This window comes from Rhizobium sp. BK379 (assembly GCF_014193955.1).
Classification (GTDB): Bacteria; Pseudomonadota; Alphaproteobacteria; order Rhizobiales; family Rhizobiaceae; genus Rhizobium.
Genome location: NZ_JACIAD010000006.1, coordinates 153636 through 172208, shown reverse-complemented (window position 1 = coordinate 172208; position 18573 = coordinate 153636). Strand labels below are relative to the sequence as shown.

The window sequence follows — 18573 nt, the reverse complement described above, 5'->3', positions numbered from 1 at the left end:
TCAGTTTTCGCTCACATAGGCGAGGTAGCGCTTCTTGCTCGGCTGCAGGTGATCGACACAGAGCTGCGCCAGTACCCAGTTGTCCCTGCCTTTCAGCATATCGATCATCAGCCGATGATGTTCGTGTGAGATCTGCAGCGATTCCTTGCTGGACATGGAATTGGCACGTACCGGCAGGCTGAGGCGCATATAGAGTTCGATCGACTGGACGAGATGGGAATTGCCACAGGCCCCGAAGAGCGTCAGGTGGAACCGGTCGTTCGTCTCGTGCACGCCGCGCAGATAGCCGGATTCCACATGCCGGCCGTGCTCTTCATGCAGGACCGTCAGTTCAGCGATCAGCTCGTCGGGTGCCGGCAATGGAATCCAGAGCGCGGCCTGCCGCTGCAGCAGCTCGCGCACGTCATAGATTTCCTGCACCTGTCGAGGGGTCAGCGAACGGACAGTGGCACCCTTATTGCGCTCGCGCACGACAATGCCCATCGCCTCCAATTGGACAATCGCCTGGCGGGCGAAATGGCGGGTGACATGGAAGCGCGCCAGCAGCGTGTCTTCGGTCAGCCGCGTGCCTGGCGCCAGCCGTCCGAAGATGATGTCTTCCTCAAGGGCGCGCGCGATGCTCAGGTCGTCGTGTTCGATCTCGCCTTCACTTATATCGTCAAGCATCTGCATCCATAATCCTCCGGCGGCTGGCCATCTTATCGCGGTTTACCTCGAGCGTCGAACCGGCTCAGCCGATAGATATCTTCAACCAGCGCCAGCGTCTTCATGTTATCGTCGGGAACAGTCTCCATCGCCGCACGCCCCTCCAGCCCGTCGAGGAAATGCGCGATCGTTGCATCATAGGCGCCCTGATAGACCGCATCCGCATCAAATTCCTCCAGGCGCTGGATTTGCCCCTTCGCCGAAAGACTGATGCCGTCCAGTTCCAGCGTCGCCTGTGTACAAAAAACCCGCAGATGGTCACGCGGCGCCGGCGGAGCGCCATGCACCGCGAGATTGGCGTTTACAGTGACCATCACCCCGTCGTCCAGACGGCGCAGGACGACGGACGCAACATCTTCGGCGACAATGTCGTCATTGCTGCGCTCGAGATGTGCGGCAACAACCTCCATCTCGCCGAACAGGTAGCGCAGCGTATCCAGGTGATGGATCATCACCTCCATGACAAGAAGGCGTTCCTGTGTGCGGAAAAACGGCTGGCGGACGAGCGCCGGCCTTCTGCCCTCACCGTCTGCAATCATCCCACTCGACAGGAATTCGAATTGGACCTGCCTGACGGCGCCCGCGATGCCCTCCTCCAGCCATGCCTTCAGCCGGCGATAATAAGCGCGAAACCGCCAGTTCTCATGCACCATCAACCGGATCGACGGCGGCAGACCGGCAACGAGAGCAGCGGCCTGATCGTAGTTCGGCGCGAGCGGCTTCTGGCAGATGATATCGAGGCCCCTTGCCGCGGCAAGCCGCACAAGCGCAACATGGGCCTCGCGCGGCGCGCAGATATCGACCGCATCGAGCGCTTCATTCGCCAGCATCGTCTCCGCAGTCGCGTAAGCGCGTGGAATGCCGAAGTGCTGGCTTTTGGCCTCGCGCGCCTCGGTGGAGGGATCGGCGATCGCGACGATCTCGGCGCGTGCCGACTGTTTTGCCCATGCCGGCAGATGATATTCACTCACCCAGCCGGCGCCAATAATCCCTACACGCCTTCGCCTGATCTCTTCCATAAATCACCACACCCTATTTTATCGATAATCTAAGCGCCACCGGCCGGAAAGCCAATGCGTAATGCAGATAAAAAACGGAAAATATCGTGAATTATATTGAGTTTTCTTTATAAAAATCGCCGCCCAAGCTGATCCGCATGCATGTCGCCATATCTTATTTATTGACAATCCTGCATATCCCACTAGGCTTGAGATCAATTTAAGGGACGAGGGAGGAACAATGTCGAGCGGTCTTCGTCGCAAGCTGACGAGTTACGGCGATCAGGGTTTTTCCCTTTTCCTCCGAAAGGCCTTTATCAAGGCAATGGGCTATTCGGACGATGCCCTCGATCGCCCGATCGTGGGGATTGCCAATACTTACAGCGATTTCAACCCCTGCCACGGCAATGTCCCGCAGCTCATCGAAGCGGCCAAACGCGGCGTCATGCTGGCCGGCGCCATGCCGATGGTCTTCCCGACAATTTCCATCCACGAGAGCTTCGCCTCGCCGACCTCGATGTATTTACGCAATCTGATGGCGATGGAAACCGAGGAGATGATCCGCGCCCAGCCGATGGATTCAGTGATCCTGATCGGTGGCTGCGACAAGACCCTGCCGGCGCAGATCATGGCCGCCGCCAGCAGCGAGATCCCTGCGATCTTCCTGCCGACAGGGCCGATGGCCGTCGGCCATCACAAGGGCGAAAGGCTCGGCGCCTGCACCGATTGCCGCCGTTTCTGGGGCCGCTTTCGCGCAGGCGAAATCGACGAGGCGGAGATCACCGATGTCAATAACAAGCTCGCAAGCTCGATCGGCACCTGCACGGTCATGGGAACGGCGAGCACCATGGCCAACCTGACCGAGGTGATGGGTCTCTGCCTGCCGCGGGCGGGGTCGGCACCCGCGGCCGAATCCGAGCGGGTACGGCTTGCCGAAGAGACGGGCCGCGTCGCCGCCGCGCTTGCAGCCAACCCGGACGCGCCGACTGTCCGCGATATCCTGACCCCAGCGGCCATCCGCAACGGTCTTGTCGCCCTGCAGGCGATGGGCGGCTCGACCAATGCCGTCGTCCACCTTGCCGCCATTACCGGGCGGCTGGGCATTCGCCTCGACATGGCCGAGCTCGACAGGCTGGGCAAGGTCATACCACTTCTCGTCGATCTGCAGCCATCAGGCCAGCACTATATGGAACAGTTCCACGAGGCCGGCGGTGTGCAGACGCTGCTGAAAGCCGTTCGTCACGAGATCGACGGCAGCCAGCAGACGGTCCATGGAAAGACCATAGACGAGGTGATCGACGCGGCCCCCGATGAGCCTGGGCAGACAATCATCCGCACGGTCGAAAAGCCGCTGAAGCCGATCGGCACCATTGCCGTACTCCATGGCAATCTCGCGCCTCGCGGCGCAGTCATCAAACAATCTGCCGCATCGAAGGACCTGCTGCAGCACGAGGGGCGAGCGGTCGTCTTCGATTCCGTCGAGGACATGACCCTGCGGATCGACAGCGACGACCTTGACGTCAGCGCCGACGATATTCTCGTTCTGCGCAATGCCGGTCCGAAAGGCGCGCCGGGCATGCCCGAAGCCGGATACCTGCCGATCCCGCGCAAGCTCGCCCGTCAAGGTGTCAAGGACATGGTACGGATTTCCGATGCCCGCATGAGCGGTACCGCCTTCGGGACCATCGTACTCCACATCGCCCCCGAAGCTGCCGCCGGCGGCCCCTTGGCGATCGTCAGAACCGGTGACCGCATCCGCCTCGACGTCAAGGAGAGACGCATTGACCTTGCCATCGACCAGGCCGAATTCGACCGGCGGATGGCGGAACTCGGAGAGATATCGGCGGCAGAGCCCGTGCGCGGTTATGCGAAACTCTACCATACGCGCGTGCTGCAGGCCGATGAAGGCGTCGATTTCGACTTCCTCCAGCATGAGGAACTGGATCGGAAATGAGCCAGCCGGATAGTGAAGCGCCATTCTGCCTGCCACGTCTGCCGTTGACCCGTCTTCCGAACAAGCCGCTGCCTCAGGGCACGATCGACACGCATTTCCATGTCTTCCGGTCGGACGCACCCCTCAACACGCCGCGCAGCTATACGCCAGAGATCGCGACGACGGCCGACTGGATCGCCTTTGCCGACCGGCTCGGTATCGGCAGGGGCATTCTCGTGCAGCCGAGCGTCTACGGCCTCGACAACCGGGTGCTTGCCGAGGCGCTGGCTGCCTTTCCGAAACGCCTTCGCGGCATTGTCGTCATCGATCCCGAGACCAGTGCCGAAGAGATCGCCCGCCTCGACAGGCTCGGCGTCCGCGGTGTGCGCATCAACACCCGCAACAAGGGCGGCCTGCCGCTGGCAGCCGCCGAAAAGCTTGCTGCAGCCGTCCGTGAGTTCGGCTGGTCGCTGCAGTTTCAGATCAATCCGGACCAGATCGATGATCTCGCCGGGCGGTTGCCGCCTCTCGGTGTCCGCTTCGTCATCGATCATCTGGGCTTCATACCGCTCACCGACCGCGCATGGCGTGAGCATCTTCCGGCGCTGCAGCGGCTAGCCGATCATGTCGGCGGATATATCAAGCTCACGGCGCCCTATCGGCTGACGCGTGACCGCGGCTATCCCGGCTTTGCCGAAGTGGTCCGCGCGCTTGTGGCCAGCCATCCGGAAAAACTGCTCTGGGGCAGCGATTGGCCGCACACCGAACTCTGGAGCGATATGCCAGATGATGCCGACCTGATCGATGGAATGCAGGATGCAATCGGCGACCCCGCGCTTGCCCGTAAAATCTTCATCGAGAATGCCGAAGCGCTATTCTTTGAGCGCTGAGCGCAAAGCGCCTTGACGATCGCCAGTGGCATCTATGTCATTGTTGTCACTCGCTTTGTCAGTCAATTGCGAGTCGGCGGATACCATCATCCCGGTTCGGAGGAAATGTGAGCAAGAGCTATGACTTCATCATTGCTGGTGGCGGATCCGCGGCCTCGGTTGCCGCGATGCGGCTGGTGCGGGATTTTGGATTTTCGGTGCTCATCATCGAACGCGGGCCCCGCGATACGGCGAGGCTTATGTCCTTTCCTGCCGGTTACATGAAATACCTTGCCCGCGACGATTTCCTCGAGATGCACCACACGGTGGCGCAGCCGCAACTCGGCGGCCGTGGCCCGATCGTGCCGGTCGCAAAAGCGCTTGGTGGCGGCAGTGCGGTCAATGCCATGGTGTATATGCGCGGCCAGAAGGAGGACTATGACAGTTGGGCCGCCTATCTCGGCAACGGGGCAGAGTGGTCCTATACGGATATGCTGCCGCATTTCAAAGGCATCGAAGCAAACAGCCGTTTCAATAACGAATTCCACGGCATTTCCGGCAATCTGCGCGTCTCCGAGCCGCGCCATATCTCGGATACGACCGAGGATTTCATCCTTGCGGCGCAGGGGCTCGGCCATCCCTACAATCCCGATTTCAACGGCGTCAGGCAGAATGGCGTCGGCATCATGCAACACACATTCGCCAAATGGGGCCGGCGCACGCAACGCTCGGATGCGAAGAAAGCCTTCCTCGATCCGCTCTCGGGCGACAGCAGGCTGGAGATCATCACCGAAGCCCGCGTCGATCGCCTGATCATCAGGAACGGCCGCGCCGTCGGCGTCTCCTATACGCGGGCTGGCCAGACGCATGAGGCCATGGCCGAACGCGAAGTGCTCGTCGCGTCGGGAACCTATAACAGCGCCAAGCTGCTGATGCTCTCGGGCATCGGGCCTGCCGACCACCTGCGCGAACACGGCATCGAGGTGGTAGCGGACCTTCCAGGTGTCGGTGCCAATCTGCAGGATCATCATGAGGTTCCCGTCATCGCCACCACGAAAGACAAATCAGGCTATTTCGGCGAGGACAAGGGCTGGCCGATGATCCGCAACGGGCTTCAGTATCTGCTCTTCGATTCCGGGCCGGTGACGACGACAGGCATCGAGTCCTGCCTCTTCTACGATCCCGATGGCGGTGAGCGGCCGACGATCCAGCTCTATTGCGCGCCGATCGTCTACCTCGACCGTGATGTCTCCTCCGCCAAGCCGACCTGGGGCATGACCTTCACCTCCTGCCTGCTTCGCCCGAAGGCGCGCGGCAGCGTAAAGCTGCGCTCCGCAAACCCGGCCGAGCAGCCGCTCGTCGACTGCAATTTCTTCGGCGACCCCGATGACCTGCGCCTCACCCTGGCGTCTCTGAAAACGGCGCGACGGCTTCTGGAAACCGAGCCTTTCCGTTCGAAGATCGCCATGGAAATCCTGCCCGGCAAGGCGCTGCAGGATGAGGAGGCGCTCACGAAATTCGCCGGCCAGACGGTCAAGACCAACTATCATCCCTCCGGCAGCCTGCGCATGGGACCGGATAACGATCCGATGGCAGTGGTCGATGGCACGCTCAAGGTTCGGGGGGTCGATGGCCTGCGGGTGATCGATTGTTCGATCATTCCCTTCATTCCCTCGGGCAACACGAACGCGCCAGCCATGGCGATCGGCTCCAAGGCGGCCGACATGATCGGCCGGCGACATCGATAAAACGCCGCGATTATTGAATGCCGCTCATTTTGACGCTATATAGTGTCAGTAATACTGGCATGGAGATGGATCATGGGCTTGGCACAATATGCAGATGACGGGCTGTTTGCCCCGCGCAAGATCGCCGATGCCTTTCGCACGACGAGCGAGGAAATTGCCCGCACGGCAGGTCTCGGCAAGGATGCGATCCAGCGTAAGGACCGCCTGCGTTCTGACAAGACGCAACGGCGCCTGCGCGAGATGATCGAGGTCGTCAACAAGGTCGAGCCCCGCTTCGGCTCGGCGCTGATGGCCTATGCCTGGTATCGTTCCGAGCCCCTGTCAGGTTTTTCCGGCCAGACGGCTATGCAGCTCGTTCGCGACGGGCGGGCGGAGGAAGTCCTCGACTACATCGATGCGATTGATGCCGGTATCCACGCCTGATCCCGGCCGATGCGCTACGAAGGAAAGCTATATCGCGCACTGAACCCGATCTATGCACGCCAGCCGCTCTCCGGCCGGGGCGCAGAACTTTATGGCGGCCGCTTCAACCCAAAGGGAACGCCAGCGCTTTATACCTCGCTCTCTGTGTTGACGGCACTGCGGGAGGCCAATCAGGTCGGCAGCCTGCAGCCGACGACACTCGTCTCTTACGAGGCCGATATCGAACGGATCTTCGACACGAGGGACGCGACCGCCCTTCAAGGGCTCGGTATCAATGCTGCAACGCTCGCCACAGCAAGCTGGCGCGACGAGATGAAGGCCAAGGGCGAAGCAAGGACGCAAATGCTTGCGCGCCAACTCCTGTCCGACGGCTATCATGGGCTTCTGGTCAGAAGCTTTGCGCCGGCGGCGAGAGCAGACGACCTCAATCTCGTGCTGTGGCAATGGAGCGATAAAGCTCCTTGCCGCCTGACCTTGATCGACGACGAAGGCAGGCTGTCCTAACCGATTGGTGTGATCGGCGCCGACTTTAAACCGGCGCCGATTGCCTTACGGCCTCTCAGGCCGCGCGGACCTTGTTCGGTCGCGCCCATTCGGGCAGCCAGTCGCCATGAGCGGCAAGCAGCTCGTCCACCAGCGACCAGATCTGGTCGAGATCAAGTTCGGCGGCCGTATGCGGGTCCATCATCGCGGCATGATAGATATGCTCCGGATTTTCCGTCATCAGCGCCTGGACCGTCAGTTCCTGGACATTGATATTGGTGCGGATCAGCGCCGTCAGCTGCGGCGGCAGGTCGCCGATAAAGGTCGGCTGGATCCCGGAGGCATCGACCAGGCAGGGCACTTCGGCCGCGCAATTGGACGGCAGCGACGTGATGCAGCCATTGTTGCGCACATTGCCGTAGATAACAGAGGGCTCACCCGTCCAGACCGAATTGATGATCGAGGAAGCATATTCCTTCGATTCCTTGACCTCGATCTTGTCGGCCGAACGATAGGCTTCCGCCTGCCCCTTCCAGCGGGCGATCTGCTCGATGCAGCGCTTCGGATATTCGTCGAGCGGAATGCCGAATTTCTCGATTAGATCCTCACGGCCTTCCTTGATGAAGTAAGGCGTGTATTCGGCAAAATGCTCCGAGCTTTCGGTGACGAAATAGCCGAGCCGCGTCAGCATCTCGTAGCGCACCTTGTTGGGGCAGCGCGGGTTCCAGCCGGGCTTCGGCGCGCGGCCTTCGCGATAGGCGCGAACCAGATCCGGATAGAGGTTCTTGTAGGAACCATCAGGCTGGCGATGCTCGAACTTCAGGTAGAAGGCCATGTGGTTGATGCCGGCCGAGCGGTAGCGGATCTCGTCATAGGGAATGTCGAGGTCATGGGCGAGCTCCATCGCCGTGCCCTGCACGGAATGGCAGAGGCCGACCTGCTTGATATCGGGATATTTTTCGGAAATCGCCCAGGTGTTGATCGCCATCGGGTTTACATATTGCAGCATGATGGCGTTGGGGCAGACAGCGCGGATGTCCTCGCAGATCTTCCAGAGATGCGGCACGGTTCGAAGACCGCGCATGATGCCGCCGACGCCGAGCGTATCGGCAATCGTCTGACGCAGGCCGTATTTCTTCGGCACTTCGAAGTCAGTCACCGTACAGGGTTCGTAGCCGCCGATCTGGAAGGCGACGACGACGAAATCGGCGCCCGAGAGCGCCTTCCGCTGATCGGAATAGGTTTCCGCCTTTGCCTTCACGCCAAGCGTCGAAATCAGCTTGTTGACGACGATGGCGCTTTCTTCCAGTCGCTGCGGATTGATATCCATGAGCGCGATCGTGGCGCCTGACAGCGCCGGACGCTGCAGGATATCGCCGACGATATTCTTCATGAAAACGGTGGAGCCAGCTCCGATGAACGTTATTCTGGGATTTGCCATATGAACCTCCGGCATTCTGAAATTACGCTACCTCGAAAGCGGCTTTGACGAGCCGTTCGGTGTAGGGTGTCTTGGGATTGGAAAGGACTTCGTTGACGGGTCCCTCTTCCATGATCTTGCCGTGCTGCATGACGATGACACGGTGGCAGAGGGCGCGCACGACCTTCAAGTCATGCGAAATGAACAGGTAGCTCAGGCCTCGCTCATCCTGCAGCTTGCGCAGGAGTTCGATGATCTGCGCCTGAACGGACAGATCGAGCGCCGAGGTCGGCTCGTCGAGCAGGATGAATTCCGGCTCCAGTGCGATCGCCCGCGCAATGGCGATGCGCTGGCGCTGGCCACCTGAAAATTCATGCGGGAAGCGCGACAGGATATTGCCCGGCATGCCTGCGGCAGTCAGCGCTTCGCGTACGCGGTCGAGACGCTCGGCCTTTGTGGCACCGAGCTTGTTGACGACAAGCCCTTCCTCGATGATCTGGCCGATCGTCATGCGTGGATTGAGCGAGGAGAACGGATCCTGGAAGACGATCTGCATGCGTGAGCGCAAGGGGCGCATTTCTGCCCGTGATTTGCCGTGGATCGGCTGCCGATCGAAATAGATCTCTCCATTATCAGTGTCGTTGAGCCTGAGAATAGCCTGGCCGAAGGTGGTCTTGCCCGAACCGGATTCACCGACGAGCCCCAGTGTCTCGTGCCGCCGCAGCATCAGATTGAGACTGTCGACGGCAACCAGTTCGCGCAGCTCCGGCCTGAAGAAGCCGCCATGGCGCAGCATGAAGGAGACACGTACGCCGCGGGCGTCGAGAATGATGTCCGATCCCTCCGGCAGCGGGTTGGCCTGGCCGCGCGGCTCGGATCCCAGAAGATGCTTGGTATAAGGATGCTGCGGATTGGCGAAAAGCTGCTCGGTCACATTGTGCTCGCGCATCTCGCCATGCTGCATCACATAGACATAGTCGGAGAACTTGCGCACGACCGTCAGGTCGTGGGTGATCAGGATCACTGCCATCCGCAATTCCGTCTGCAGATTGCGGATGAGGTTGAGGATCTGCGCCTGAACGGTCACGTCGAGTGCCGTCGTCGGCTCGTCGGCAATCAGGACATCGGGATCATTGGCAAGCGCCATCGCAATCATCACGCGCTGGCGCTGACCACCGGAAAGCTGGTGCGGATATTGCCGCAGGCGCGCTTCGGGATCGGGGATCTGCACCTGCTTCAAAAGCTCCAGCGCTTTGGCATTGGCCTGCTTGCGGCTCATCTTGCGGTGAACGCGGATCGCTTCGACGATCTGGCTGCCGATCGTGTAGATCGGATTCAAGGAGCTCATCGGCTCCTGGAAAATCATCGAGATGCGGTCGCCGCGCAGCCTGCGGCGGGCCTTCTCGGAGAATTTCAGGATATTGTTGCCGTCATATTCGACGCTCGAACGCGGCGAGATCACCGCGCGCTTGGAAAGAAGCCCCATGACGGTGCGTGCCGTTACCGATTTGCCGGAGCCGGATTCACCGACGATGGCGATCGTTTCGCCGCGATAGAGCTGGAAGGAAATATCCTTCACGGCTTCGACGGTGCCATGCTCGACTTTGAAATTCACGCCGATATTGCGCGCATCGATAATAGGGCTTTCCTTGCGGCCGTCGTGATCGTGACGGACGGGCGGGGCAAAGGAACTGACAAGAGCAAGAGCCATCTTCATCACCTCAATAGGGATCGACCGCATCGCGCAGACCGTCGCCCAAAGCATTGAAGGCGAAGACGGTGACCAGCACGAAGGCGACGGGCGAGAGAATCCAGGGATAGGTTCCGATGACGGAATAATTCGCGGTATCCTGCAGCATCAGCCCCCAGGAGATCAGCGGCGGCTTCACGGCAAAGCCGAGGAAGCCGAGGAAGGATTCGAGCAGCACGACGCTCGGAATGTGGATGGTGACTGCGACAATCACGTGGCTCATCACATTCGGGAAGATATGCTGGAAGATGATGCGCCGGTCGGTGGCACCAACGGCCATTGCTGCCCGCACATATTCGATACGCGCCAGGGCCAGAGTCTTGCCGCGCACCTCGCGCGACATCTGCGCCCAGCCAAGCGCCGACATGACGAAGATCACGAAGGCGAGGAAGATGTTGGTCGGCGCTGTGATCGGGATCAGCGATGTCAGCGCCAGATAAAGCGGCAGCTGCGGGAAGGCGAGCACCAGCTCGACGAAGCGCTGCACCCAGACATCGAAGGCACCGCCATAGTAGCCTGACACCATCCCGACAGTGGTGCCGACGACCGTCACGATGAAGACCACCGTCAGCGCAATCATCAGCGAGATGCGTGAGCCGATAATGGCGCGCGACAGCACGTCTCGGCCGAACTTGTCGGTACCGAGGAAATGCACCGGTTCGCCATCGACCGTACCAAAGAAATGGCGATTGGCCGGGATGAGACCGAGCAGATTATAGTCAGCACCCTTCACGAAGAAGCCGAGCAGACGCGGATTGTCATAATCCAGGCCGACGACCGGCTGGAAAGTGACCGGATCGAGCTCTTCGGAATCCGCAAGTGCATAGACGCGCGGCCAGACGAGACTGCCCTCCTTGTCGTGGATGCTGATGAGCTGCGGCGGCGCAAAGCCGACATCGGTCGCCTTCGGGTCCATCGGCGCGAAGAAATCGGCAAAGATCGCCGTGATGATCAGGAGCCCGACGAGGATGAGGCCGATCATGCCCGTCCAGGAGCGCCGCAGCCGGCGCCAGACCAGCGCCATATAGCTCTCATTGCCATGGCTGGTATTCTTGACCGTTTCCTCGTGTGGCGGCGGCGGTGTGGAAGAGTCGAAGGCAAACATATCAGGCTCCTCCATATTGACGGACCCGCGGATCGAGCATGGCAAGCAGCATGTCGGCGATGATGTTGCCGACGATCAGCGTCGCCGACAGCACCAGCATGAAAGTCGCAGTGACATAGACGTCACCGATCGCCATGGAGCCGACGATTGCCGGACCGACTGTTGGCAGAGCGAAGATGATCGCGGTCTCGATCTCGCCGGTCAGCATGTAGGGAAGCACGACACCCTGATACATGACGAGCGGATGGAGCGCGTTTGGAACGGCGTGGCGCATGACGACCGCGCCGCCCGAAAGCCCCTTGGCACGCGCCGTCTCGACATATTGGGCGTTCAGCGTATCGAGCAGATTGCCGCGCATGACGCGCATATTGTAGGCGAGCCCGCCGAAGGTGGCGATCGCGACGACCGGCCAGACGTGGCTCACGAGATCCATGAATTTCGCCCAGGACCACGGCGCTCCGCCATATTGCGGTGAGAAGAAGCTGCCGATTTCCGTCACATTGAACTGGAAGACGAGCAGGTAGACGATGATCAGCGCCATCAGAAAGCGCGGCACCGTCATGCCGAGGAAAGAGATGCCGGAGAGCAGGCTGTCGATCCAGCTATATTGGCGGGTCGCCGCCCAGATGCCGAAGGTGATGCCGAGGATGGACGCGAAAATGTGGCAGACCAGCGCCAGGGCCAGCGTGCGCGGCAGGCGCTCTCCGACCACGTCGGCAACCGGCTTGTTGTAGAACATGCTGTAACCGAAATCGCCTCTGGTCACGATTCCCGTGATCCAGTTGACGTACTGGACGACCAGCGGCTGATCGAGGCCATGTTCGACACGATAGGCCTGAGCCTGGGCATCGGCTTGCGCGAAGGAAGCGCCGCCCTGATTGATCAACTGCGAACGGATGTAATCGGCATAATCTCCGGGGGGTGCCTGGATAATCGCGAAGGTCACCACGCTCAGGATGAAGAGGACGGGGATCGCCGAGGCGATGCGCATGAGCAGGAATCGTAACATCGGACGGTTCGCTTCTCCTTGCCGCCAGTCGCTCGTCTCAGCGCGGCCGGCTTGTTGATTCTGACCGGCCGCGCGCAGCACGCGCGACCGGAAGCTCTTGTCATTCGGGAGGGAGCTCTTAGTTTATCGGACCCTTGTCCCCGGGCTTACCGGGAAGCTGTTGAGGGAAGAGTTCGTACTTGCCCTGCTTGTCGGCGGCCACCCACACACGCTCGCGGATGACGGAGTCCTCGGCCCAGTTGAACATCATGATCGGCGTGCCCTCGGGGATATTCGAGAAACGCTTGTTGATGATCAGCGCGCCCGGATATTCGGTCAGGCCGACGGTATCGACGTGTTCGGTTGCCGTCTTCTGGTACTGCTTCATGAGGGCCACGCGCTCGTCATTGTCCTGGCTCGTGCGGAACTTGTTGACGATGTCTGCAAGCTCCTTTTCGTAAGGCAGGAGGTCGAGCTGATTATCCTTGCCGGCGCGATGGTGCCAGCTGGTACGCGGGCCGACAGCGGCAAGCTGTTCGGTGTTCTGCACCACGGACGCGAGCTCGGTTGTGTTGCGCTGGATCAGCCAGTCGAACTGGCCGGCGTAATGCGCATTGTCCCGCTTGGGGCCATCAAGAGCATTGATGATGATCTTGATGCCGAGCTTTTCCATCTGGCCGACGACACCTTCGGCAAGGCTCTTGTCGGTGGTGTAGTCGTTGTTGACGAGAAGCACGATCTCGACGTTCTTGCCGTCAGCTGTTCCGGCCGGGAAGTTCACGAAGCCATCGCCGTCGGTATCCTTCAGGCCGACCTTGGCAAGCAGTGCCTTCGCACCCTTCAGATCGAAGGGATAGTAGACTGTCGAGTTGCGATCATAGAAGCTCGTGCCGGAGGAAAGGCCGCCTGCATAAATTGCCGTGAACGGTCCCTTGACGAGGGAGTCGCCGATCGCCTTGCGGTCGACCGCCATGGTTATAGCCTTGCGGAAGTCCTCGTTGCGGTCGAGTTCGCGGATCGCCTGACTGCGGGCGTCGGGATCACCCCAGCCATTGCCCGACAGGTTCATGCGCAGGTTATAGCCGATGAGGCGCGGGCCGAAGGCGAGACGCGCAGGAGCGGTCTTTTCGGCGGCACGCTTCAGCGAGGCCACGAAGTTTTCCGGCTGCTCGAGGTTCGAGAAGTCGGCAGAACCGGCTACAGCCTGTACGTCACGGTCGGCCCAGGTCGAGAGCTTGTAGTGCAGCTCATTGAGATAAGGCAGCTGATTGCCCTTCTCGTCGACCTTCCAGTAATAGGGATTGCGGCGCATGACGATGATATCATCGGGCCGATATTCGACCGGCACCCAGGCGCCCATGACCGGCATGTTCATGAATTCCGGCGGGAAGGCGTTCTTGAACTGATCGTAAGTGTTCTTCGAATATTTCGGGTGCTGGAGTTTGAGAATATGCGACGGACCCGGGCAGAAGTTGGGGTAGGCCATCGTATAGAGATACTGCTTCGGGAAGGCTTCCTTGAAGGTCCATTCAACCGTGTAGTCGTCGATCTTCGTGAGCGTCGTTCCCTCACCGAAGGCCTCCGGCGACGCGCCGCCGCCGAGCGGCGAAACGTTCGGGTCGATGACTTCGTCTTCCCAATAGAACATGAGGTCATCGGCGTTGAAGGGCGCGCCGTCGGACCACTTGGCGCCTTCGATCAGGTGCATGGTCAGCTTGTGACCATCCTGCGACCACTCCCAGCCCTCGGCGAGGTTCGGCAACGGCTCGGTATCCTTGGCTTCCACCTGGAAGAGCGGTGCTGTGCGTGTCAGGCATTCGGAGAGGCCGATATCGATGCCACCCCAGCCCTGCGTCTGACCGGCACCGTAGTTCCAGCCTTCCGGCCGGCCGCCGATGACATGGCGCATCACGTCGCCATAGACGCCGGGACCGTCAGGCATGTTCTCGGTCTTGAAGACCATCGGTTCCTTGGGCAGGCGATCCTTGACCGCCGGCAGCTTGCCGGTGTCGACGAAATTCTTCGTTACCCAGTCCGGCTCATGATATTCGGGCAGCGCCTTGAACTCCAGGATGGAGTCGCGGGACACATATTTGATCTTGCCTTCCGCCGGGAAAGCCGGCGGGGCTGGCGGCACTGTAGGCTCGGACGCATAGGCATTCAGGGCCGCGACTGAAACGCTGAGCGCCAGTCCTGCCAGGATGCCGATCTTACGGAAATTCGTCATCGTCTCTCCCTCTTGTTCCGGAGCGCTTGTACGCGTCTCCGCTTCTCCTCAAACGGTAATGAAGGAAGCTCCAGCGCGACGGCCTTCCTCCCGAAGAACCGCCGCAGCCTCCCTCACCTGACTTAAACGGCTTGCTTCAGCGCGGCCTTTTCAACGCGAAGTTCCTCGATGGAGCGGACATGGCGGCGCGCAGCGCCTTCCCACTCCCTCGTCTTCACCTTGGAATTTGCCAGCCGCTCCTTGGCAGCCGGAACGGCATCAGCATATTGCGGCAGCCAGCGCGCCTGGGCGACCACCATTTCATCGACCATCTGCCAAACCTCTTCCGGGGTCGAGACGGCACCAACCAGCGGATCGTGCAGTACGGCGAGCTTCAGGAGATCGATATCGCCGGAAATCGCCGCATGCACCGACATGCGCTGGACATTGATCGACGAGATGCAAGTCGCAGCACAGGCTTCCGGAATGGTGATGCCGGAGACCATGTTGATGCCGAAGCGATCGACGAAGCCGGGCGACTCGATGATGGCGTCGGATGGCAGGTTGGTGATGACGCCGGTATTCTTGACGTTGAAGTGACCGCGATAGACCCGACCGGTCTCCAGCGCCTCCAGGATATGGCTCGCATGCTCGTTGGAGCGCTTGGCCGGATCGATCGGCTTTTCGGCCGAAGCGAGGAATTGCGGGAACTCCGTCTCGAACCAGTTGCGGGTCTCTGTCGAGTGACGCAGATAGCCGCCGGTCTCGCCATGGATCCAGTCCGACATATCGATCCAGCGGGTGATTTCGTCCGGCCGCTTGCGATACCAGGGCAGGTATTCGGAGAGATGACCGTTGCTTTCCGTCGAATAGACGCCGAAGCGCTTCAAGACGTCGATACGCAGCTTCTCCTGCTGCGAATAGACAGGGTGCGCCTCGAAAGCGGCGACCAGCTCATCCTTGCCGATCTTGCGGCCGTTGAGACGCAGATCGACGAACCAGGTCTGGTGATTGATGCCGGAGCAGATGTAGTCAAGCTCGCTCTGCGACTTGGCGCCCAGCACTTCGGCAATCTGTTCGGCGCCATGTTGGACACCGTGGCAGAGGCCGACCGTATCGACCTTGCCATATTCGATGGCCGCCCAGGTGTTCATCGCCATCGGATTGGCATAGTTCAGGAACTTCGCGCCCGGTGCTGCGACCTGGCGGATATCCTTGCAGAAATCGAGGATGACGGGAATATTGCGCTGGCCATAGAGAATGCCGCCGGCGCAGATCGTATCGCCAACGCACTGGTCGATACCGTATTTCAGCGGAATTCTGATGTCGTCGGCATAGGCTTCCAGCCCGCCGACGCGCACGCAGCTGATGACATAACGCGCGCCTTCCAACGCCTTGCGGCGATCTGTCGTGGCCGTCACCTTCGTCGGCAGCTTGTTCGACTCGACGATCTTGTCGAGGATCGCCTTGATCATCTGGAGGTTATGCTCGCTGAGGTCGGTCAGCGCGAATTCGATGTCCTTGAATTCCGGCACGCAGAGAATGTCCGTGAACAGCTTCTTGGTGAAGCCGACACTGCCTGCCCCGATAATAGCGATTTTGAAACTCATATCCTTCACCTCGATCCGATCAAATGCTAGGTAAAAAGACGGCAAAGGAGGATCAGGCGGCATGCTTTCGCACATCGTCTGAAAATACCGGGAAATAGCGCCTGTATTCCTCCCGGCCGTTCTTTCGACCGCGATCTCTTCCTCTTGTGAGAGGGGATTATGCGCATATTCGCAGGAGCGGCCAGAGAAGGATTATGCTTTCGAGGGTAATTTTGTGCTGCATGATTTGATCGCCAACGGCCAGTCGATGAGAACCGTTTCGCTGCCGCGCGGACGCCAGCGTTTGCATGCCATGCCCACAAGCGCCGGCTACGAGGTGCGTGAAAACGAGACCTATGATTGGGACGGCAGAAAGCGCGGCCTGACACCCTTCACGGTGCTGCAGCATACGATCAGCGGCACCGGCCGCCTGCGCTACCAGAATCGCAATTACAAGCTCCAGAGCGGCGACACGATGATGGTGCTCGTGCCGCACAATCACCGCTACTGGCTGGAAAAGGGCGACCGCTGGGAATATTTCTGGATCTCGATGAACGGTGAAGAAACGCTGCGCATCCACAAGATGGTGCTGGCACTCGCCGGGCCGGTCTTCAAGCTGCAGCAATCGACCATCGATCATCTGGCGGACTGCAGCCTGCGGCTCGTCAAAGGCGCAAACACGCCGGGCTCGGCTTCGGCGGTCGCCTATGAAGCCGCCATGGCGCTCTATGATGACATCTTCGGCGCTTCCGCCTCAATGGCCGAGCAACGCGCCATGCAGGCGGTGACCGACCATATCAACGCAAATCTGGAAAAGCCGCTTCCGGTCAGCGAGCTTGCGGCAATCGTCGGTTTGAGCCGCGCCCACTTTTCTCGCAGCTTCGCCGAAAGCGAGGGCGTGCCGCCAGCCGAATATGTCTTGCAGCAGCGCCTGCAGCGCGCAGCAAAGCTGCTGACCAAGGCGGATTTCCTGCCGGTCAAGGAAGTCTCGATCATGTGCGGCTTCGAAGACGCCAATTACTTCGCCAAGGTCTTCCGACGCGTTTACGGCATCACGCCGACGGAGTTTCGCACGACCGGCATGTATGCGAGCATCGGCCGCGGCCGGTAAGCGGTCAATTGAAGACAGAATATATCCCGCGACAAAATCGCCGGCGCGACCAGGATTTATGGAATTCGATCTAGCACCTCAAGTTCAGACGAATGCCTGCAGCCTTGCTCTCCGGACACAGACCATCTTGCCGCCTGACAGCGACTCGCTAAGCTGTTGATCTGTGCTTACGGGAGGTGGGCTTTGGCTGCTGGAGGTTATTCATGGGCGAGCAGGTGGTGAGCATCGCAAGTTACGGCGTCGAGCCGGGTTTGCGTTTCGCCGTGCTTCTTGACGGCAATGGCGGCTGTCGCACCCTCGACATGGAAGCAGTGCGCCGATGGACGCCGGATGACGGCGTCATCTGGCTGCATTTCGAACGCGATCATCCAGCCGCTGCCGAATGGGTGACGACCAGAGGCGGCTTCGACCCGCTCGTCGCCGACGCCTTGCTGGAAGAGGAAACGCGGCCGCGCGTCGAAGCCATCGATGACGGGCTGCTGATCATTCTTCGCGGCGTCTGTGCCGCTCCGCCGGAAGAGGCGGAGGTCAGGTCGGCGGAAATCGATCTCGTTCCCCTTCACGTATGGGCCGATCAGCGCCGGCTGGTGACCCTGCGCGACAGCGGCCACTATATAACCGCCTTGCGCGATATCCGCCTTGCGCTCGACAAGGGCAAGGGGCCGAAACAGACGGGGGAACTGCTCGCCCTTGTCAGCGAAAAGCTGGTCCGCGACCTCGAACCGGTGCTCGACACGATGGACGAAGAGGTCGACGAGCTGGATGAATTGATCTTTCACGGCGAAGCCAGCGAAGTCCGCGAGCGGCTGAAGCAGCTTCGCCGCCGGTCCGTGCAGCTTCGGCGCTATCTCGCCCCTCAGCGCGACGCCCTAAACCGCATCGAGCATGACGACGCACCGTGGCTGAAGGAGCGCGACAAGTTGCGTTTCCGCGAGGTCATCGACAAGCTGATGCGCTTCATCGAATATCTCGATGCCATCCGTGACCGTACCGGCATTCTTCATGACGACCTGTCCACGGTCATCAGCGAAAGGATTGCCCGCAATTCCAATCGCCTCGCCGCGCTCGCCGCCCTGCTGCTACCGCCGAGCGTGGTCGCCGGTCTTTTCGGCATGAATGTTGGCGGTATCCCTGGCGTCAACGACACCTGGGCTTTCATCATCATCGTTGGCTTTGTTGCGGTCACGTCCGTTGCAACGCTGATGGTCCTCAAACGGATCAATTGGCTATGAGCAGCCAAGGGCA

Annotated in this window: 15 protein-coding genes; 7 read left to right on the top strand and 8 right to left on the bottom strand. The window is 60.4% G+C overall.

Annotation, left to right across the window (positions count from 1 at the left end; all coding sequences use genetic code 11):
• Together FHT93_RS24780 and FHT93_RS24775 are read right to left on the bottom strand one after the other, a co-directional pair.
• Positions 1-672 carry a GntR family transcriptional regulator gene (locus tag FHT93_RS24780; RefSeq protein WP_183849881.1) on the bottom strand — a complete coding sequence of 224 codons (672 nt, stop codon included), beginning with the start codon at positions 670-672 and terminating at the stop codon, positions 1-3.
• Positions 673-698: 26 nt separating this feature from the next.
• On the bottom strand, positions 699-1724 hold the full coding sequence (locus tag FHT93_RS24775) for a Gfo/Idh/MocA family oxidoreductase (protein WP_183849879.1): 1026 nt from the start codon (positions 1722-1724) through the stop codon (positions 699-701).
• 220 nt (positions 1725-1944) lie between these two features.
• On the opposite strand from FHT93_RS24775, the gene FHT93_RS24770 reads away from it, so the two are divergent.
• From FHT93_RS24770 to FHT93_RS24750, 5 genes are all read left to right on the top strand, one after another.
• The gene (locus FHT93_RS24770; protein WP_183849877.1) at positions 1945-3657 is read left to right on the top strand and encodes an IlvD/Edd family dehydratase; all 1713 of its coding nucleotides are present in this window, start codon (positions 1945-1947) and stop codon (positions 3655-3657) included.
• On the top strand, positions 3654-4526 hold the full coding sequence (locus tag FHT93_RS24765; RefSeq protein WP_183849875.1) for an amidohydrolase family protein: 873 nt from the start codon (positions 3654-3656) through the stop codon (positions 4524-4526). Before FHT93_RS24770 ends, FHT93_RS24765 begins: the two co-directional genes overlap by 4 nt.
• 107 nt (positions 4527-4633) lie before the next feature.
• Positions 4634-6253 (top strand): GMC family oxidoreductase N-terminal domain-containing protein, encoded by a 1620-nt coding sequence (locus FHT93_RS24760; protein WP_183849873.1) that lies wholly within the window; start codon positions 4634-4636, stop codon positions 6251-6253.
• Positions 6254-6325: 72 nt separating this feature from the next.
• Positions 6326-6676 carry an MbcA/ParS/Xre antitoxin family protein gene (locus FHT93_RS24755; protein ID WP_112546387.1) on the top strand — a complete coding sequence of 117 codons (351 nt, stop codon included), beginning with the start codon at positions 6326-6328 and terminating at the stop codon, positions 6674-6676.
• A gap of 9 nt (positions 6677-6685) precedes the next feature.
• Entirely contained in the window at positions 6686-7180 is a 495-nt protein-coding gene (locus FHT93_RS24750; RefSeq protein WP_183849871.1) for an RES domain-containing protein, read from the top strand.
• Between the two features lie 55 nt (positions 7181-7235).
• Here FHT93_RS24750 and FHT93_RS24745 read toward each other — a convergent pair whose 3' ends face one another.
• The 6 genes from FHT93_RS24745 to FHT93_RS24720 all read right to left on the bottom strand — a co-directional run bounded on the left by FHT93_RS24745 (position 7236) and on the right by FHT93_RS24720 (position 16238).
• Positions 7236-8600: an alpha-glucosidase/alpha-galactosidase gene (locus FHT93_RS24745; protein WP_112546385.1), complete on the bottom strand. Its 1365-nt coding sequence runs from the start codon at positions 8598-8600 to the stop codon at positions 7236-7238.
• 22 nt (positions 8601-8622) lie between these two features.
• Entirely contained in the window at positions 8623-10290 is a 1668-nt protein-coding gene (locus FHT93_RS24740) for an ABC transporter ATP-binding protein (protein ID WP_183849869.1), read from the bottom strand.
• A 10-nt stretch (positions 10291-10300) separates the two neighbouring features.
• On the bottom strand, positions 10301-11434 hold the full coding sequence (locus FHT93_RS24735) for an ABC transporter permease (RefSeq protein WP_183849868.1): 1134 nt from the start codon (positions 11432-11434) through the stop codon (positions 10301-10303).
• Between the two features lies 1 nt (position 11435).
• The gene (locus FHT93_RS24730; RefSeq protein WP_112546383.1) at positions 11436-12443 is read right to left on the bottom strand and encodes an ABC transporter permease; all 1008 of its coding nucleotides are present in this window, start codon (positions 12441-12443) and stop codon (positions 11436-11438) included.
• 118 nt (positions 12444-12561) lie between these two features.
• Entirely contained in the window at positions 12562-14649 is a 2088-nt protein-coding gene (locus FHT93_RS24725) for an ABC transporter substrate-binding protein (RefSeq protein WP_183849866.1), read from the bottom strand.
• Between the two features lie 122 nt (positions 14650-14771).
• Entirely contained in the window at positions 14772-16238 is a 1467-nt protein-coding gene (locus FHT93_RS24720; protein ID WP_183849864.1) for an alpha-glucosidase/alpha-galactosidase, read from the bottom strand.
• Positions 16239-16485: 247 nt separating this feature from the next.
• Here FHT93_RS24720 and FHT93_RS24715 point away from each other — a divergent pair, with 247 nt between their 5' ends.
• Complete coding sequence (locus tag FHT93_RS24715) at positions 16486-17328, top strand: AraC family transcriptional regulator (RefSeq protein WP_210295473.1); 843 nt, start codon at positions 16486-16488, stop codon at positions 17326-17328.
• A 203-nt stretch (positions 17329-17531) separates the two neighbouring features.
• Positions 17532-18560 (top strand): zinc transporter ZntB, encoded by a 1029-nt coding sequence (locus FHT93_RS24710; RefSeq protein WP_113115717.1) that lies wholly within the window; start codon positions 17532-17534, stop codon positions 18558-18560.
• The last annotated feature ends 13 nt before the right edge of the window (positions 18561-18573 follow it).

Coding starts and splice junctions, on each gene's coding strand:
- FHT93_RS24715 (WP_210295473.1), top strand. CDS start 16,486: ATGAGAACCGTTTCGCTGCCGCGCGGACGCCAGCGTTTGCATGCCATG.
- FHT93_RS24750 (WP_183849871.1), top strand. CDS start 6,686: ATGCGCTACGAAGGAAAGCTATATCGCGCACTGAACCCGATCTATGCA.
- FHT93_RS24765 (WP_183849875.1), top strand. CDS start 3,654: ATGAGCCAGCCGGATAGTGAAGCGCCATTCTGCCTGCCACGTCTGCCG.
- FHT93_RS24775 (WP_183849879.1), bottom strand. CDS start 1,724: ATGGAAGAGATCAGGCGAAGGCGTGTAGGGATTATTGGCGCCGGCTGG.
- FHT93_RS24745 (WP_112546385.1), bottom strand. CDS start 8,600: ATGGCAAATCCCAGAATAACGTTCATCGGAGCTGGCTCCACCGTTTTC.
- FHT93_RS24720 (WP_183849864.1), bottom strand. CDS start 16,238: ATGAGTTTCAAAATCGCTATTATCGGGGCAGGCAGTGTCGGCTTCACC.
- FHT93_RS24770 (WP_183849877.1), top strand. CDS start 1,945: ATGTCGAGCGGTCTTCGTCGCAAGCTGACGAGTTACGGCGATCAGGGT.
- FHT93_RS24755 (WP_112546387.1), top strand. CDS start 6,326: ATGGGCTTGGCACAATATGCAGATGACGGGCTGTTTGCCCCGCGCAAG.
- FHT93_RS24780 (WP_183849881.1), bottom strand. CDS start 672: ATGCAGATGCTTGACGATATAAGTGAAGGCGAGATCGAACACGACGAC.
- FHT93_RS24710 (WP_113115717.1), top strand. CDS start 17,532: ATGGGCGAGCAGGTGGTGAGCATCGCAAGTTACGGCGTCGAGCCGGGT.
- FHT93_RS24735 (WP_183849868.1), bottom strand. CDS start 11,434: ATGTTTGCCTTCGACTCTTCCACACCGCCGCCGCCACACGAGGAAACG.
- FHT93_RS24740 (WP_183849869.1), bottom strand. CDS start 10,290: ATGGCTCTTGCTCTTGTCAGTTCCTTTGCCCCGCCCGTCCGTCACGAT.
- FHT93_RS24730 (WP_112546383.1), bottom strand. CDS start 12,443: ATGTTACGATTCCTGCTCATGCGCATCGCCTCGGCGATCCCCGTCCTC.
- FHT93_RS24725 (WP_183849866.1), bottom strand. CDS start 14,649: ATGACGAATTTCCGTAAGATCGGCATCCTGGCAGGACTGGCGCTCAGC.